We start from the raw sequence: 16582 nt of genomic DNA on the forward strand, positions 1-16582 counted from the left end.
ACCCCATGACCGACAACGTCTCGGCGGAACAGCTCCGCCTGCTCATCGAGCGCATCGAACGCCTCGAAGAGGAAAAGAAGGGCATCAGCGACGACATCAAGGACGTCTATGGCGAAGCCAAGTCGACCGGGTTCGACGTGAAGACGATGCGCACGATCATCCGCCTGCGCCGCATGGAAAAGCACCATCGCGACGAAGCGGACATGCTGCTCGAAACCTACAAGCAGGCGCTCGGCATCTAAGCAGGACCAGGGGGGCAGGGACATGGCCAGCGTCTTCCACTTCGCGACGCGCCTGCTGAAAGGGCGTGGCGACCCGCAGGGCGAGGAAGAGGCCCATGTCCTCTCCGCGATCGAACGCGGCACCCCCGTCACCCGCGACGCCGCCGACGAATCGGATGCGCGCGCGACGTTCGGTGATCGGCTGGCGGACCGGGTCGCGGCGGTCGGCGGGTCGTGGGGGTTCATCATCGCTTTCACGGCCGTCCTGCTCGGATGGATGCTGCTCAATTCCGACGTGCTCTCGCATTTCGGGCTGGCGTTCGATCCTTACCCTTACATCTTTCTCAACCTGATGCTGTCGACCCTCGCCGCGATCCAGGCGCCGGTCATCATGATGAGCCAGAACCGGCAGTCGGAAAAGGATCGGCTGGCCGCGCGGCTGGACTATGAAACCAATTTGCGCGCAGAGATCGACATCCTCGCGCTGCACGCCAAGCTCGATACCGATGTGATCGATCGGCTGGCGGCGCTGGAGGCGAAGATCGACGCGCTGGCGCGAACCGCGCCCACCGCCTAAGAGCGGACCAGAACCTAAAGAGGCACCGATGGCAGGCCATAGCAAATTCAAGAACATCATGCACCGCAAGGGTGCGCAGGATAAGAAGCGGTCGGGCATGTTTTCCAAGCTCAGCCGCGAAATTACCGTCGCGGCGAAGATGGGCCTGCCCGATCCCGACATGAACCCGCGCCTGCGCGCGGCGATCAACGCCGCCAAGGCGCAGTCGATGCCCAAGGACAATATCCAGCGCGCGGTCGACAAGGCGTCGAAGGGCGACATGGAGAATTACGAGGAAATCCGCTACGAAGGCTTCGGCCCGGCGGGGGTTTCGCTCATCATTGAGGCGCTGTCCGACAACCGCAACCGCACCGCCACCAACGTGCGCACCGCCGTGTCGAAGAATGGCGGCAACCTCGGCACCGCCGGTTCGGTCAGCCACGGGTTCGACCGGGTCGGCCTCATCAACTATCCCGCCAAGGCCGGTGACGCCGAAAAGGTGTTCGAGGCGGCGCTGGAAGCCGGAGCCGAAGACGTGACGTCGAGCGAGGACGGCCACGAGATCTGGACCGCTCAGGGCGATCTGCACGAAGTCGCGAAGGCACTGGAGCCGGTGCTGGGCGAGGCGGAAGGTGCCAAGCTCGCATGGCGGCCGCAGACGATGGTGTCGGTCGGCGAGGACGATGCGGCGACGCTGTTCAAGCTGCTCGACGCGCTCGACGACGACGATGACGTCCAGACCGTGTGGGGCAATTACGAAGTGTCCGACGAGGTCATGGAGAAGCTGGGTTGATGGATCCGATCCTCCCCGGCACGGGGAGGGGGACCGCCGCGAAGCGGTGGTGGAGGGGGATGTCCAAGCAGTGCATCGCCTGTGAAAGCCCCCCTGCACCGGAGTGCGGCTGGTCTCCCTCCCCGGGCCGGGGAGGATCGTTTTGCTGATCCTCGGCCTTGACCCCGGGCTCGGCACCACCGGCTGGGGCGTGATCCGCGCCGATGGCAACCGCCTGTCCCATGTCGCCAACGGCCAGATCCGCACGGACCCGTCGATGCAGCTCCCCCGCCGCCTCGCTTTGCTGTTCGGCGCCTTGGGCGAGGTGATCCGCACCGAGCGTCCCGATGGCGCCGCGGTCGAGGAGGTGCTCGGCAACAGCAACGCGCAATCGACGCTGAAGCTCGGCCAGGCACGCGGAGTCGTGCTGTTGTCCGCATCGACGGCGGGCCTCGCGATCGGCGAATATCATCCGAGCATCGTCAAGAAGGCGGTGGTCGGCACCGGCGGCGCGGACAAGAAGCAGATTCAGGCGATGGTCGGCCATCTGCTGCCGGGCGTAAAGCTGTCCGGTCCCGACGCGGCGGATGCCTTGGCGGTGGCGATCACTCATGCGCATCACCTTGCCAGCGCACAGGCGCGGGCGCGGCGGTCGACGGGGATCGGCGCGTGAGCGTGGCCGCGACCGTATCCCCGCGCAGGCGGGGACCCAGAGCCAAACAGAACCGGCGTCGATGGTCGCCCTGGATCCCCGCCTGCGCGGGGATACGCCGTATCGAGAGAAGTCCCGCATGATCGCCCATCTCAAAGGCACGCTGTCCGTCTCCGGCATCGACCATGCGGTCATCGACGTGAACGGCGTCGGCTATCTGGTCGGCGCGTCGTCGCGCACCTTGCAGGCGCTGGGACCGGTCGGCGGCAGCGTGACGATCCATACCGAGATGCTGGTTGCCGAGGATTTCATCCGGCTGGTCGGGTTCGCGAGCGCCGACGAACGCGACTGGTTCCGTTTGCTGACCGGGGTGCAGGGCGTCGGCGCGCGGGTTGCGCTCGGCATCCTGTCGACCCTGTCGCCCGAGGAGGTGCGCACCGCGATCGTGCGGGGGGACAAGGCCAGCATCGCCCGCGCCAATGGCGTCGGTCCGAAACTGGCCCAGCGGATCGCGATGGAATTGAAGGACAAGGTCGGTGGCATCGCCATCGGTCCTGGTGCGGTCGCTCCCGCGGCTGGCGGTGATGGTGTCGAAGGTGACGCAGTATCGGCGTTGTTGAACCTTGGCTTCAAACCGGCCGAGGCGGCGACGGCGGTCGGGAAGGCGGCGGAGGAGCTGGGTTCGGGTGCCAGCCTTGACGCGCTGGTGCGGCTGGCGTTGCGCAAGGCGGCACGCTGATCGGGCGGGGGCGTGGCATGTTCCTGCTGATGTTGACACTCCAATCAGCCGCCATCTTGCCAGCGGGTACCGCGCCGCCTCTACGCGGGGAAGCGTGGCTGGTCCTGCAGACCGCCGCCGATCCGCTGGCGCTGGTCGGAGCGGATGTCACCAAGCGCGTGCCGGACGCACGGGTCATCGCGACCGAGGAATGCGACGGAATGCGTCCCGGCCTGTTCATCCTCGTGGTGAAGCCCGGTTCGTCCGCGCGAACGCGTGATGCCTATGTCCGGCGCTGTATCGCCCAACCCTATAGCGCGACGGGGCGCGGCATTCCGTCGGTCGACCCCAGCTTTGCGGCGTTGCGTGCACGGCCGGTCAATTTCGACGGCAAGGACATCGTCACCTTCATCCGCGCGAACCTGCTGGTCCGTCCTTACTATGTCGATTTGGCCAACGACCCGCGCGAGGGATTGCGCGTGGCGGTCGAGGATATGATCGATGGCCGCCGTCGCCCGATCGAACGCGACTGCAACGCTCCCGAAGTGATGCGCGGAGTCGATCATATCGCCATTGCCTGTGCCGTGGAGCAGATCGCCGGACAGCCCGTCTACCGCACCGTAATCTACCGCGCGAGCGACCTTTCGCGCGTTCGGGAGATACCGCGCTGTCGCGACCCGCAATTCTTTCGGGTCGACCTGCTGCGCTGCTGGACGCAAACGGTTTCTGCAATGGGCAAGGTGACGCTGAAACCGCGCTACGTCACGTTTTGATGGCTGACGGTGCGACGCATCTCGACCGCCTGCACGCGAACGTCTAGGGAACAGGCGTGACCGACGACCGTATCACCACCCCGATCCGCCGCCCCGACGACGTCGACGCCGCGCTGCGGCCCAAGGCGCTCGACGAATTCGTCGGGCAGCAGGCGGCGCGCGAGAATCTGCGCGTGTTCATCGATGCCGCGCGCGGGCGGGGCGATGTGCTCGACCATGTCCTGTTCTTCGGCCCGCCGGGATTGGGCAAGACGACGCTGGCGCAGATCGTCGCGCGCGAGATGGGCGTCGGCTTCCGTGCCACCTCCGGCCCGGTGATCGCGAAGTCCGGCGATCTCGCCGCGCTGCTGACGAACCTCGAGGATGGCGACGTCCTGTTCATCGACGAAATCCACCGGCTCAATCCGGCGGTCGAGGAAGTGCTGTACCCGGCGATGGAGGACCGCGCGCTCGACCTGATGATCGGGGAGGGGCCGTCGGCACGCAGCGTGCGGATCGACCTGCCGCGCTTCACTTTGGTCGGTGCGACGACGCGACAGGGGTTGCTGACCACGCCGCTGCGCGACCGGTTCGGCATCCCGATCCGCCTGCAATTCTACACGGTCGACGAACTGACGCGTGTCGTCACGCGCGCCGCCGGGCTGCTCGACCTGGGTATCGCCAAGGACGGCGCGACCGAGGTCGCCCGCCGGGCGCGGGGCACGCCGCGTATCGCCGGTCGCCTGCTGCGCCGCGTACGTGACTTCGCCAATGTCGCGGGCGTCGAGATCGTCGACGCGCGCACCGCCGATGCCGCGCTCAACCGGCTGGAGGTCGATGCCAAGGGCCTCGATGCGATGGACCGCCGCTATCTGACCATGATCGCCGATGTGTATCGCGGCGGTCCGGTCGGCGTGGAGACGCTGGCGGCGGGCCTGAGCGAGCCGCGCGACACGATCGAGGAAGTGATCGAGCCCTATCTGATCCAGATCGGCATGATCGCCCGCACCGCGCGGGGGCGGTGCCTGAATGCGGGCGGGTGGAAACATCTGGGTTTCGAGCCGCCGGCGGGGGTTCAGGACGGGCTGTTCGACTGATCAGGCGGCGATCGCCTCGGTCAGCCACGCCATTGCCGATTCCCGATCGCCGAACAGGCCATAGCCCGGCGCGGTCCGGCGCGCCTGTTGCTTCAGCAGCGTACTGCCGACGAGCACGGCGATACGCCGTGACCCGATCGACGGATCGGCCGCCATGGCGCCGAGCGCGGCCAGCGTCTCCTGATTCTGGACGGGAAAATCGAGCAGGTCGAACAACGTGACCTGCTGGCCGATCGGACAGCCGCGTTGCGGCAGCCAGGGCAATTCCCGCCGCAGCGTCCGATCGAACCGCCGCATCGTCGTGGCATCCCAGAATCCCCGCATCCGGATTTCGACGAACCGGTCCTGTGCCGAGAGGTGGATGGTGAAAGCGGAATCTTCGATGATATGGGCCGACGGCATGGCGGTATCGCTATGGATGAAGCCGTTAAGAACCGTATAAACTTCGCCTGCCGCCACTCCGAGGGTACGTGGAGGACCGTCCCCCCTTTCCCGTTCCGGCCGCGATGGTTAAAGCGGACAAATGACCGACCCCGACCAGCCGGCCGGCGGCCGCTTCGTCGGCGGCACGCATCGCTTTCCCGTCCGCATCTATTTCGAGGACACCGACCTGTCGGGCGTCGTCTATCATGCGAACTATCTGCGCTATTTCGAACGGGCGCGCAGCGACATGCTGATGATCGCCGGTATCGACCAGCGCGCGGCGCATGAAGCGGGCGAGGGCGCCTATGCGGTGCGGTCAATGCAGCTCGACTGGCGGGCGCCCGCACGGCTGAACGATGCGCTGGTCGTGGTCAGCACCGTCGAACGGGTCCGCGCGGCGGCGGTCGATATTCAGCAAACAGTCATCCGCGACGATCTTCTACTGGCGTCGGCACGGGTGGAGGTCGCGTTCGTGGCCCCCGGCGGGCGGCCGCGTCGCCAGCCGGCGGCGTGGATCGACACCTTCGCCGCGCTGGTCGCAACCGATAAAGGGGCATGATGGACGTTTTCGTGAACACCGACGCCGCGACCATGTCGCCGGTCGCGCTCTTCCTTCAGGCCGACTGGGTGGTGAAGGCGGTGATGCTGGGGCTGCTGGCGGCGAGCATCTGGACCTGGGCGATCATCGTCGGCTTCCTGGTCCGCGCCCGCAAGGTGCGGCGCGACATCGACCGGTTCGAAACCGAGTTCGAACAGGCCGAGGATATCGACGCGTTCCACCGGTTGCAGGGATCGCGCGACACCGCCATCGCCCGCGTCTTTTCGTCGGGTGTGCGTGAATGGCGCCGCTCGACCGCGTCGAAGCAGATCGATCGGGAGGGGACCCGCGAACGCCTTGCCACCGCCATGGCGTCGAGCGTGGCGGATGAGAGCGAGACGCTGGCCGACCGGCTCAACATCCTCGCGACGGTCGGATCGGTCGCGCCGTTCGTCGGGTTGTTCGGTACGGTGTGGGGCATCATGCGGTCGTTCACCGCGATCGCGTCCGAACAGAACACTTCGCTGGCGGTGGTCGCGCCGGGCATTGCCGAGGCGTTGTTCGCGACCGCCATCGGCCTGTTCGCAGCGATCCCGGCGGTCATCGCCTATAACCGCTTCAGCCACCGCGTGAACCGGATCGAGGCGCGGCTGAACCGCTTTGCCGATGCGTTCCACGCGACGCTGTCGCGCCAGCTCGAAGGCGTCTGATCCATGGGCATCAACCTGCCGTCGGCAAAGGGAAAAGGGCGCCGGGCACCGATGGCGGAGATCAACGTCACGCCGCTGGTCGACGTGATGCTGGTGCTGCTGATCATCTTCATGGTGACCGCACCGCTGATGACCGCGGGTGTGCCGGTAAACCTGCCCGACAGCCGTGCCAAGGCGGTCGAGCCGACCCAGCAGCCGGTGACGCTGTCGATGGATGCCGATGGGCGGACCTATATCGACGATGTCGAAGTGTCCGCCGACAACCTGCCGGGCGAACTGGAAAAGATCGCGGCGGCGGGTGCCGGCGCGACCGAGCCTCGGCAGGTCATGCTGCGCGCCGACCGCAGCCTCGACTATGGCCGGGTCAATGCGGTGCTGGGCGAACTCAACCGCGCCGGGTTGAACCGCGTGTCGCTGATCAGCGTGGCGCAGTAAGCCCATGCAGAAGGCGGAGAAGATCGGGCTTGGCGCGGCGGTTGCGGGACATGTCGTCCTGTTCGGCCTGTTGTCGGTCGGCTTTCTCGCCACGCCGAACCCGGTGAAGTTGAAGAACCAGCCGATGGACGTCAGCTTCGCCGAAGAGGTTGCGGCCGAACAGAGCGCGCCCGAACAGACCGACGCGCCGGCGATCAGCCAGGCGCCGGAAACCGGCGCGCCCGAGGAGGCGGCACCGAGCGAACCGGTGAGCGAGCCGGAGGCCGCACCGGAACCCGAACCCGCCCCGCCGGCGCCTGCGCCCCGGTCGCAGCCGGCGCCACGCCCGGAACCCAGGCCTGCGCCCAAGCCGGCGCCGGCCCCCAAGCCCGTACCGAAACCGGTGCCCAAGCCGGCGCCGAAGCCCGCTCCGGCGCCGAAGCCCGAACCCAAGCCGGCTCCGGCGCGGCAACCGGCTCGACCTGCGCCCGCCCGCCCGACGGCGGTTGCGAAGGCGCCGCCCAAGGCCGCCCCGGCCAAGCCTTCGCCAGCACCCGCCAAACCGGCGACCAAGCCTGCGACGACGCGCGGACAGGGGAATAATGCACAGGCAACGGCGCAGCGTCCGCGCGGCGGGCGTCTGGGCAATGATTTCCTGAAGGGCATCGCGGACACGCCCGCGCCGGGCAAGGCGCCGGCGCCGCGCGGCACCGCGGTCAGCGCGCAGTCGGTCGCCGGCCTCGCCAGCGCGATCCAGCGGCAGGTGCAGCCCTGCGCCAACAAGATTCCGAACCCCGGCCCCGGCGCGAACCAGATCCGGTCGCGCATCCGGTTGCAGATGCGGTCGGACGGGACCTTTGCCGCCAGGCCCGAACTGCGCGGGCAGACGGGAATCGACGACGAGAATCGCCGCTATGCGCAGCGCGTATCCGAACTGGCGATCGCCGCGCTGACGCAGTGCGCGCCGTACGAATTGCCCGCCGACCTGTATGAAGGCGGGTGGAAAGACATCATCATCAACTACAAGCTGCCCGGCTGACCGGAGGGGATGTATGCGTAAACTGACGATGGCACTGGGCGCGGTCCTCGCGAGCCTGCTGGCGGCACCGGCCGCCTTCGCGCAGGTCGAGGTCGATATCGAGGGCGGCATTTCCGAACCGCTGCCGATCGCGGTGCCGGTGATGCCGACGCCGCAGATTGCCTCCACCCCCGCCGGGTCGACCGACGCGCTGGGGCGGCAGCTGGCGGAGATCGTCGCCAACGACCTGCGCAATTCGGGGCTGTTCAAGCCCGCCGGCCCGGCCGGGCTGCCCGCCATCGCGATGGCGCAGGTGCAGGCGCCCGACTATGCCGCGTGGAGCAATGCGCAGGCGCTGGTGCAGGGCTATGTCCGCGCCGAGGGTAACGGCACGCTGACCATTGGCTGCTATCTCTACGACACGTTCGGGCGCACCGAACTGACGCGGCAGGGGTTCAACGTGGCGCCCGCCGAATGGCGCCGCGCTGCCCACAAATGCGCCGATGCGGTCTATACCCGCCTGTCGGGCGAGAGCGCCTATTTCGACAGCCGCATCGTCTATGTCAGCGAGACGGGGCCGAAGGGCAATCGCATCAAGCGGCTGGCGATCATGGACCAGGACGGGGCCAATCACCGCTTCCTGACCAACGGCCAGTCGATCGTGCTGACGCCGCGTTTCGCGCCGAACCAGCAGTCGATCGTCTATATGAGCTACGCCAATGAGCGGCCGGCGATCTATGTCCTCGACCTCGACAGCGGGCGGCAGCGGTTGCTGGTGCAGAACGCCTCGCTGACGTTTGCGCCGCGCTTCTCGCCCGATGGCCGCTATGTGCTGTTCTCGATGGCGCAGGCGGGCAATACCGACATCTACCGCGTGTCCGCATCGGGCGGCAGTCCGCAGCGGCTGACCAATGCGCCGGGGATCGACACCGGGGGCAGCTATTCGCCCGATGGCTCCAAGATCGTGTTCGAAAGCGACCGGTCGGGGTCGCAGCAGCTCTATGTGATGAACGCCGACGGGTCGAACCAGCAGCGGATCAGCTTTGGCGGCGGGCGCTATGCGACGCCGGTATGGAGCCCGCGCGGCGACCTGATCGCCTTTACCCGGCAGGGCGGCGGATCGTTCCGCGTCGGCATCATGTCGCCCAGCGGCGGGGGCGAAAAGCTGTTGTCCGACGCCTGGGGCGATGAAGGGCCGAGCTGGTCGCCCAATGGCCGCGTGCTCACCTTCTTCCGCAGCGCGCAGGGGTCGGGCCGGACGCAGATCTGGTCGGTCGACCTGACCGGCGCGAACATCCGCCGCATTCCGACCGCGCTCGACGGGTCGGACCCGAGCTGGGGGCCGCTGCGCCCCTGATCGTTCACCAACGGGGACCAATCCGCTACAGGGGCATTGTAGCGAGGAGCGAAACGACCAAGGGAGGTTTCGATGACCAAGTTTTCCACCACGCTGATCGTGGCAGGCGCGCTGCTGGCGACGGCGGGCTGCGCCAAGAAGCGGCCCGAAGTGCTGCCGCCCGCACCGGGCCAGACCGTCGATCCGAATGCGGGCACCGGCGGCACGGGCACCGGGACCGGCGCCAATGGCGTCGTGCCGGGATCGCGCGCCGATTTCCAGCAGTCGGTCGCCAGCGACACGATCAATTTCGGTCTCGACCAGTACGATATCGACGCGACCGCGCGGCAGATCCTCGACAGCCAGGCGCAGTGGCTGACGCGCTATCCCAATGTCCGCGTGACGATCGAGGGGCATGCCGACGAACGCGGCACCCGCGAATATAACCTCGCGCTGGGCGATCGTCGCGCCAATGCCGCGAGCAGCTACCTGGCGACGCGCGGCATTTCGCCGTCGCGGATCACGACGATCAGCTATGGCAAGGAACGCCCGCTGGCGCTGGGTTCGGACGAAGCGGCGTGGGCGCAGAACCGTCGCGCCGTCACGGTCGTCCTCCAGTAATCCGATGCGGCGGCGGTGCGCGACGCGCCGCCGCCGGTCAGTCGAGCGGGCGTGCCGCCGACCATTTGCGCCGTTTCTTGACGAAGCGGGTTTCGTAGCGGCGAACGACCGGATCGCCCGCCAGCATCGCATCGGCGAAGCGGTTGTAGTCGGCCATGTCCGCGACCACGACCATCAGCGTCAGGTCGAACGTTCCGGTCACTTCGAGGATCGCCTGCACCTCCGGCACCGCATCCAGCCGCCGCAGCAGCGCCTCGATATGCGGCAGGGCGTGGCGGTCGAGCTGGATATCGACGAGCGCCGACAGGAAGGGACCGACCCGGTCCGACACGATCGAGACATCGGCGACGATCGTCCCGTCCTCCCGCATCCGCCGCACCCGCCGGGTGATCGCGGACGGCGACAGGGCGACGTCGCGCGCGAGATCGTCGGCGGTGCGCAGCGCGTCGCGTTGCAGCCAGTGGAGCAGTTCGCGATCATAGCGATCCAGATCGCGCATTCCCGTTCCAGGCCCCCGCCGCATTGCCGGTTTTCGGCGATGTCGCCCCGTTCTTTGCCGAAATCGGGCAGGGCAGCCAAGCGATAAAACGGAACGTCACCGGGAGGAATTATGCGTCGCTGGATCGTTGCTTCATCATTGTCGCTGGCCATGGCCGGCATCGCCGTCGCGCAGGCGCCCGCCGACGATCCCGCCGCCGTCGTCGCGGCGACCCGGAAGGCGATCAGCGAACGCTATGTCCTGCCCGATACCGCCGCCCGGCTGAGCGCGGCGCTGGCTTCGCCGGCGCATTATCGCGGTCTGTCGGGTGAGGCGCTGGCCGAGCGGATCAATGCCGATCTGCGCACGGTTACTGCCGACAAGCATCTGGGCATCCGGTACGACCCGACCATGGCGGCGATGCTGGGCAGTCAGCCTTTGCCCGACGATGACGCGGCGATGCCGCCGGCCATGGCACGGATGATCGCGCGGCAGAATGGCGGCGTCCGGGCGATGGAGGTGCTGCCCGGCAATATCCGCATGGTCGCCTATGACGGGTTCGCTTGGGGCACGCCGGAGGCCGAGGCGGCGATCGTCGGCGCGATGCAGTTCCTGCGCGGTGGCGACGCGTACATCATCGATCTGCGCCGCAATGGCGGCGGGTCGCCGGGAGCGGTCGCGGCATTAGCCAGCTATTTCGTGCCCGCCGGCACGCCGTTGATGCGCTTCGAGATGCGCGGCAAGCCGGGCGAGGCGACCACCGCGCCCAAGGCGCCGTTCAGCCTGGCCGGCAAGCCGCTCTATGTGCTGACCAGCGGCGGCACCGCATCGGCGGCGGAGGAGTTCGCGACCCATGTATCGGCGCTGGGCTTCGGTACGCTGGTCGGCGAGCGGACCGCCGGGGCGGGCTTTCGCAACGACCTGCTGCCCATCGGCAAGAGCTATGTGCTGAGCGTATCGAGCGGGCGGGCGATCAGCCTGAAGACCGGCAAGGATTGGGAAGCGGTGGGGGTTGCTCCCGCCATCGCCGTGCCGGTCGATCGGGCGCTGGCTGCGGCGCAGGCGGCGGCGATGAGCGCGATTGCGGCGAAGGCCGGCGGCGACGAACGGCGCGAGGCGGAGCGGCTGGCCGCCTTCTACCGGGCCATGGCGACGCCGGTGCGGGCAGCGCATCCGCTGGCGGACTATGCCGGAAGCTATGGCGAGCGGCGGCTGGTCGTCAGCGGCGACCGGCTGACCAGCAGCCGCGGTGGACGCGCGCCGTCGCCGCTGGTGCCGATCGAGGGGAATGTCATGGTGCCGGAAGGTGACCCTTTGTCGCGCTTCCGCTTCGTGGAGGAGGGCGGGCGGATCGTCGCGCTGGAGGTCGAACGGATCGACGGGTCGGTCGAGCGCGTGGCGCGTGGCGCGGGGTAAGGGTTGTCGGTTGGTCGTCACCCGCGCGAGCGACGGGGCATGCGGCGGCAAGGAGGGCGGGAGTTATCCCATGTCGACCGTCAGGGGTCGGAGTGACCTCTCCGTCCTTGGCACCGATCGACGTTCAGCGACAATCGTGAGTGTTCGTCATTCCCGCGCAGGCGGGAAGTCCATAGACGCCGAGGTTTCGGCTGGCTTCGCGACGCTGGCGCATCGGGACTCCCGCCTGCGTGGGAGTGACGGGAGTATCCGGGCGAGCTTATGGTCCGGAAGGCGTGTTCTCGACGGTCGCTTCTCGACAAGCTCGAAGCTGCTCGAACCGAACGGTTTCGTGTAATGATTACAAGGAGTTACCGGACAGAGGCGTTTCAAAGTTCACTAAGTTCACACTCGTGCGCAGTGCGTGCGTTGCGTGGACTTGGCCATTCGGCGGCGGCGTGGCGTGTTCCGTTGGAAAGAGCGCCAGCGATCATGACGATGCCGCGAATTGTAGGAAAGGGTCATCGTGGGCGATCGTTTTGCGCTAACGCAGGAAGGACCCCAGCCTTCGCCGGGATGACGCGAGCAGGTGGCATCCGGCCTTAGAGCATGATGACTTCAGGCATAGCCGTTCGTCCTGAGTAGCCGCTGGAGCTTGGCGAAGGGGCGTATCGAAGGACTGCCACAGATGCTTCGATACGGGTCTTCGACAAGCTCAGCCCCTACTCAGCACAAACGGGTAGAGTTCATGTCATTGGATCTAAACGAAAACCGCCCCGTAGATCGCTCTACGGGGCGGAGTCGTGTCAGGCGCCGGCGGCGGCCTTGGTCTTGCCGCCCTTGCGCGGTTTCTTGGGCGCGGCGGGGGTCATTTCGAAGGCGAGGGCATTGTCCTTCAACCGGACCTTCACCTCGCCGCCATGGACGAGCTTGCCGAACAGCAGCTCCTCGGCCAGCGGCTGCTTGATCTTGTCCTGGATCAGGCGGCCCATCGGCCGTGCGCCGTAGAGCTTGTCATAGCCGCGCTCGGTCAGCCACGTCTTCGCTTCGTCGTCCAGATGGATATGGACGCCGCGATCGGCCAGCTGGAGTTCGAGCTGGAGGATGAACTTGTCCACGACGCGCGCGACGACTTCCGGCGGCAGATAGCCGAACGGCACGATCGCATCGAGGCGGTTGCGGAATTCGGGGGTGAAGAGCTTCTTCACCGCTTCCTCCTGCACGTCCTCGCGGTCGATCTGGCCGAAGCCGATCGATTCCTTGGCCATGTCCGATGCGCCCGCATTGGTCGTCATGATCAGGATGACGTTGCGGAAATCGACGGTCTTGCCGTGGTGGTCGGTCAGCTTGCCGTTGTCCATCACCTGCAACAGGATGTTAAACAGGTCGGGATGCGCCTTCTCGATCTCGTCGAGCAGCAGCACGCAATGCGGCTGCTGGTCGATCGCGTCGGTCAGCAGGCCGCCCTGGTCATAGCCGACATAGCCCGGAGGGGCACCGATCAGCCGGCTGACCGAATGGCGCTCCATATATTCGGACATGTCGAAGCGCTGGAGCGGAATGCCCATGATCTCCGACAGCTGACGCGCGACCTCGGTCTTGCCGACGCCGGTGGGGCCGGTGAAGAGATAGTTGCCGATCGGCTTGTCGGGGTCACGCAGGCCGGCGCGCGACAGCTTGATCGCCGAGGACAGCGCCTTGATCGCGTCGTCCTGCCCGAACACCACCCGCTTGAGGTCGAGTTCGAGATTGGCGAGCACGCGGGTATCGTCGGTCGACACGGTCTTTGGCGGGATGCGGGCCATCGTCGCGATGACCGCCTCGATCTCCTTGGCGGTGATCGTCTTCTTCCGCTTGGGCGCCGGCACCAGCATCTGCATCGCGCCGACCTCGTCGATCACATCGATCGCCTTGTCGGGCAGCTTGCGGTCGTTGATGTAGCGCGCCGACAATTCCACCGCCGACTTGATCGAATCGGGGGTGTACTTGACCTTGTGATGCTCCTCGAACGCCGTGCGCAGGCCGGTCAGGATCTTGATCGTATCCTCGACCGAGGGTTCGTTCACGTCGATCTTCTGGAACCGGCGCAGCAGCGCGCGATCCTTTTCGAAGTGGTTGCGGAACTCCTTGTAGGTCGTCGAGCCGATACAGCGAATCTGTCCGCCCGACAGCGCGGGCTTCAACAGGTTCGACGCGTCCATCGCCCCGCCGCTGGTCGCGCCGGCGCCGATGACGGTGTGAATTTCGTCGATGAAGAGGACCGCGTGGGGCAGTTTTTCCAGCTCGGTCACGACCTGCTTCAGCCGTTCCTCGAAATCGCCGCGATAGCGGGTGCCGGCGAGCAGCGCGCCCATGTCGAGCGAATAGATCACCGCAGGCAGCAGCACTTCGGGCACGTCGCCCTCGACGATCTTGCGCGCGAGGCCTTCGGCGATGGCGGTCTTGCCGACGCCGGGGTCGCCCACATAGAGCGGGTTGTTCTTCGAACGGCGGCAGAGAATCTGCACGGTGCGGTCGACCTCGGCCGACCGGCCGATCAGCGGGTCGACCTTGCCGGTCTTCGCCTTCTCGTTCAGGTCGACGCAGAACTGCTTGAGCGCGCTCTCGTTCTTGCCCTTATCGGCAGCCTTGGGGCTTTCCTTTTCCTCGGCACCCTTGGGCGCGGGGGTTTCGGTGGCGGTCGATCCGCCCTTGCCGACGCCGTGGCTGATGAAGCTGACGGCATCGAGGCGGCTCATATCCTGCTGTTGCAGGAAATAGACGGCATAGGTCTCGCGCTCGCTGAACATCGCGACCAGCACATTGGCACCAGTCACTTCGTCACGGCCCGACGACTGCACGTGCAGGATCGCGCGCTGCACGACGCGCTGGAAGCTGCTGGTCGGCGAGGGGTCGGTCGCGGCGTCGAGTTTGAACGTGTCGAGTTCGGTGTCGAGATAATGGGCGACGGTCGCGCGCAGTTCGTCGAGGTCGACGCCGCAGCCGGTCATCACCTTGGCCGCATCGACATCGTCGGTCAGCGCGAACAGGAGGTGTTCGAGCGTCGCATATTCGTGCCGGCGCGAGGATGCGGCCTCGAGCGCCTTGTGCAGCGTGGATTCCAGTGCGGATGCGAAGGATGGCATTCAGTTCACTCCGGTCGGCCGGCGAGAACGCGCCGGCCCTGCGTCCCGGTATCCCGGGTCTCCCCCAATGTCGGTATGCCGCCGCCCGGCATCAAGCGGGGCGGAACATCTCATGACCGGAACAGCGCGTCGGCGCTGGCACGGTGGCTATTGGCTCGCTCGATCCGCGCGCGGCATCGCTCGATCTCGCGCTCCAGCGCGGCGATACGCTTCGTCAGTTCGTCGACCGACAGCGGGTCCAGATCCTCGGCGAGCACCATGGCCAGCAGGTTGCCACGAACATGGTTAACATTTTCGTCGGGTTCCATCACGATGCAGCGTTGACCCTACGGCTGGCGATGTCAATAACGCCGGAGACAGGGGGATGAGCGTTATGGACGTACCAGCGGCGATGCGTGCGATCGATCCGACGGAAGCCGGAGGTCCGGAGGTGCTGGTCGTCGTCGATCGCCCGACCCCGCGGCCGGGTCCCGGCGAGGTGCTTATCCGGGTGGCCGCGGCCGGCGTCAATCGCCCCGACGTCCTGCAACGCACCGGCGGCTATGCCCCGCCGCCCGGCGCGCCGAGCATCCCCGGGCTGGAGGTCGCAGGCCATGTCGTCGCGGTCGGCGACGAGGGTGACGCGCATCTGGTGGGGCAGCCGGTCTGTGCGCTGCTCGCGGGCGGCGGCTATGCCGAGTATGTCGCGGTGCCGGCCGGGCAGTGCCTGCCGGTGCCCGACGGGCTGTCGATGGTCGAGGCGGCGGCGCTGCCCGAAACCTTGTTCACCGTGTGGACCAACTTGTTCGAGCGCGGCTACGCGGCGGAGGGCGACAGCGTGCTGGTCCATGGCGGCACCAGCGGCATCGGCACCATGGCGATCCTGCTCGGCAAGCTGTTCGGGCTGACCGTCATCGTCACCGTTGGCAGCGATGCGAAGGCGAAGGCCGCCCGCGATCTGGGGGCGGCACATGCGATCAACTACCGCACCGAGGATTTCGTCGAGCGGGTGGCGGAGATCACCGGCGGGAAGGGCGTCAGCGTCGTGCTCGACATGGTCGGCGGCGACTATGTGCCGCGCAACATCAAGTGCCTGGCCGAGGATGGTCGCCACGTCTCGATCGCGGTGCAGGGCGGGGCGAGCGCCACGGTGCCGCTATGGGATATCATGCGCCGCCGCCTGACGCTGACCGGATCGACGCTGCGCCCGCGCGATGCGGCGTTCAAGGAAATGGTCGCCGACGAATTGTCGCGCACGGTGTGGCCGCACGTCGCCGAAGGGCGGCTGCGCCCGGTCATGGACCGGACTTTCCCGCTGGAACAAGCCGCCGATGCGCATCGCCGGATGGAAGCGGGCGATCATGTCGGGAAGATCGTGCTGACCCTAGAATAGACCGGTCCGACGCGGTGCTGCTGCGGGCCGGGGTCGGCCGCGGTAGTCGATCGCCATTCCTTTGGGAGAGTGGTGATGCGAACGATCCTCGGCCTGGTTGCGATGGCGAGCGCAGTTCCGGCGGCGGCACAGATGGACCCGGTCGTGACCGCACAGGGACAGTTGCTGTCTGCCACCATGCGCGGCCACGCCGAGCGGGACGCCGCGCGGTTGCGGCGGGGTGTTCCGCCCAAGAGTGCCGCCCAGAGGAAGCACGAGGCGGATTGCGCGCAGCTATGGCAACTGCGCGACCGGATGACGCGTGCCCAGCGGGTCCGGTTGTACGACCTGTGCCCCCGCTGAACGGCGGTCTTGCCTAGTTCGGCTGCCCGGACTACATCGGAC

General features: G+C 67.1%; 20 protein-coding genes. 16 read left to right on the forward strand and 4 right to left on the reverse strand.

The features are described from left to right. Window positions 1–5: 5 nt before the first annotated feature. The 7 genes from PPZ50_RS07110 (at window position 6) to ruvB (ending at window position 4768) form a co-directional block, all read left to right on the forward strand. Complete coding sequence (locus PPZ50_RS07110) at window positions 6–242, forward strand: DUF2312 domain-containing protein (protein WP_066689655.1); 237 nt, start codon at window positions 6–8, stop codon at window positions 240–242. A gap of 22 nt (window positions 243–264) precedes the next feature. Further along, complete coding sequence (locus PPZ50_RS07115) at window positions 265–798, forward strand: DUF1003 domain-containing protein (RefSeq protein ID WP_272815783.1); 534 nt, start codon at window positions 265–267, stop codon at window positions 796–798. 28 nt (window positions 799–826) lie between these two features. Further along, window positions 827–1570 carry a YebC/PmpR family DNA-binding transcriptional regulator gene (locus PPZ50_RS07120; RefSeq protein ID WP_055763231.1) on the forward strand — a complete coding sequence of 248 codons (744 nt, stop codon included), beginning with the start codon at window positions 827–829 and terminating at the stop codon, window positions 1568–1570. A gap of 142 nt (window positions 1571–1712) precedes the next feature. Continuing rightward, window positions 1713–2222: a crossover junction endodeoxyribonuclease RuvC gene (ruvC, locus tag PPZ50_RS07125; protein WP_066689653.1), complete on the forward strand. Its 510-nt coding sequence runs from the start codon at window positions 1713–1715 to the stop codon at window positions 2220–2222. Window positions 2223–2340: 118 nt separating this feature from the next. Next, on the forward strand, window positions 2341–2940 hold the full coding sequence (gene ruvA, locus PPZ50_RS07130) for a Holliday junction branch migration protein RuvA (protein WP_066689652.1): 600 nt from the start codon (window positions 2341–2343) through the stop codon (window positions 2938–2940). 17 nt (window positions 2941–2957) lie between these two features. Continuing rightward, window positions 2958–3692: a hypothetical protein gene (locus tag PPZ50_RS07135; RefSeq protein ID WP_066689651.1), complete on the forward strand. Its 735-nt coding sequence runs from the start codon at window positions 2958–2960 to the stop codon at window positions 3690–3692. 56 nt (window positions 3693–3748) lie between these two features. Beyond that, entirely contained in the window at window positions 3749–4768 is a 1020-nt protein-coding gene (gene ruvB / locus PPZ50_RS07140) for a Holliday junction branch migration DNA helicase RuvB (protein WP_066689650.1), read from the forward strand. On the opposite strand, the gene PPZ50_RS07145 is transcribed toward ruvB, so the two are convergent. Further along, entirely contained in the window at window positions 4769–5170 is a 402-nt protein-coding gene (locus PPZ50_RS07145; protein ID WP_066689649.1) for a hypothetical protein, read from the reverse strand. It lies immediately after the preceding gene. Window positions 5171–5291: 121 nt separating this feature from the next. Between PPZ50_RS07145 and PPZ50_RS07150 the strand changes: the two genes are divergently transcribed. The 6 genes from PPZ50_RS07150 to pal all read left to right on the forward strand — a co-directional run bounded on the left by PPZ50_RS07150 (window position 5292) and on the right by pal (window position 9828). Then, window positions 5292–5750, forward strand: coding sequence for a YbgC/FadM family acyl-CoA thioesterase (locus PPZ50_RS07150; RefSeq protein WP_066689648.1), 459 nt, complete (start codon window positions 5292–5294; stop codon window positions 5748–5750). After that, window positions 5750–6439, forward strand: coding sequence for a protein TolQ (tolQ, locus tag PPZ50_RS07155; RefSeq protein WP_420038498.1), 690 nt, complete (start codon window positions 5750–5752; stop codon window positions 6437–6439). Before PPZ50_RS07150 ends, tolQ begins: the two co-directional genes overlap by 1 nt. 3 nt (window positions 6440–6442) lie before the next feature. Next, window positions 6443–6874 (forward strand): ExbD/TolR family protein, encoded by a 432-nt coding sequence (locus tag PPZ50_RS07160; protein WP_066689646.1) that lies wholly within the window; start codon window positions 6443–6445, stop codon window positions 6872–6874. Between the two features lie 4 nt (window positions 6875–6878). After that, window positions 6879–7892 carry a cell envelope biogenesis protein TolA gene (locus PPZ50_RS07165; protein WP_066689645.1) on the forward strand — a complete coding sequence of 338 codons (1014 nt, stop codon included), beginning with the start codon at window positions 6879–6881 and terminating at the stop codon, window positions 7890–7892. A gap of 28 nt (window positions 7893–7920) precedes the next feature. Continuing rightward, window positions 7921–9228, forward strand: a complete 1308-nt coding sequence (gene tolB, locus PPZ50_RS07170) for a Tol-Pal system beta propeller repeat protein TolB (protein WP_066689644.1) — start codon at window positions 7921–7923, stop codon at window positions 9226–9228. Window positions 9229–9300: 72 nt separating this feature from the next. After that, window positions 9301–9828 carry a peptidoglycan-associated lipoprotein Pal gene (pal, locus tag PPZ50_RS07175; RefSeq protein WP_066689643.1) on the forward strand — a complete coding sequence of 176 codons (528 nt, stop codon included), beginning with the start codon at window positions 9301–9303 and terminating at the stop codon, window positions 9826–9828. Between the two features lie 37 nt (window positions 9829–9865). On the opposite strand, the gene PPZ50_RS07180 is transcribed toward pal, so the two are convergent. After that, window positions 9866–10327 (reverse strand): Lrp/AsnC family transcriptional regulator, encoded by a 462-nt coding sequence (locus PPZ50_RS07180; protein ID WP_066689642.1) that lies wholly within the window; start codon window positions 10325–10327, stop codon window positions 9866–9868. Between the two features lie 111 nt (window positions 10328–10438). Here PPZ50_RS07180 and PPZ50_RS07185 point away from each other — a divergent pair, with 111 nt between their 5' ends. Next, window positions 10439–11722 carry a S41 family peptidase gene (locus tag PPZ50_RS07185; protein WP_084401466.1) on the forward strand — a complete coding sequence of 428 codons (1284 nt, stop codon included), beginning with the start codon at window positions 10439–10441 and terminating at the stop codon, window positions 11720–11722. Between the two features lie 785 nt (window positions 11723–12507). Here the strand turns inward: PPZ50_RS07185 and clpA are convergent. Both clpA and PPZ50_RS07195 read right to left on the reverse strand, forming a co-directional pair. Then, a complete protein-coding gene (gene clpA / locus PPZ50_RS07190) occupies window positions 12508–14826 on the reverse strand; it encodes an ATP-dependent Clp protease ATP-binding subunit ClpA (RefSeq protein WP_066689640.1) in 2319 nt (772 codons plus the stop codon). Window positions 14827–14936: 110 nt separating this feature from the next. Continuing rightward, window positions 14937–15134 (reverse strand): DUF1192 domain-containing protein, encoded by a 198-nt coding sequence (locus tag PPZ50_RS07195; RefSeq protein WP_066689639.1) that lies wholly within the window; start codon window positions 15132–15134, stop codon window positions 14937–14939. A gap of 65 nt (window positions 15135–15199) precedes the next feature. Here PPZ50_RS07195 and PPZ50_RS07200 point away from each other — a divergent pair, with 65 nt between their 5' ends. Further along, entirely contained in the window at window positions 15200–16198 is a 999-nt protein-coding gene (locus PPZ50_RS07200; protein WP_232307922.1) for an NAD(P)H-quinone oxidoreductase, read from the forward strand. 72 nt (window positions 16199–16270) lie between these two features. Further along, entirely contained in the window at window positions 16271–16540 is a 270-nt protein-coding gene (locus PPZ50_RS07205) for a hypothetical protein (RefSeq protein WP_198158518.1), read from the forward strand. Window positions 16541–16582: the final 42 nt, after the last annotated feature.

Source organism: Sphingomonas hankookensis, assembly GCF_028551275.1.
GTDB classification, from domain to species: Bacteria; Pseudomonadota; Alphaproteobacteria; order Sphingomonadales; family Sphingomonadaceae; genus Sphingomonas; species Sphingomonas hankookensis_A.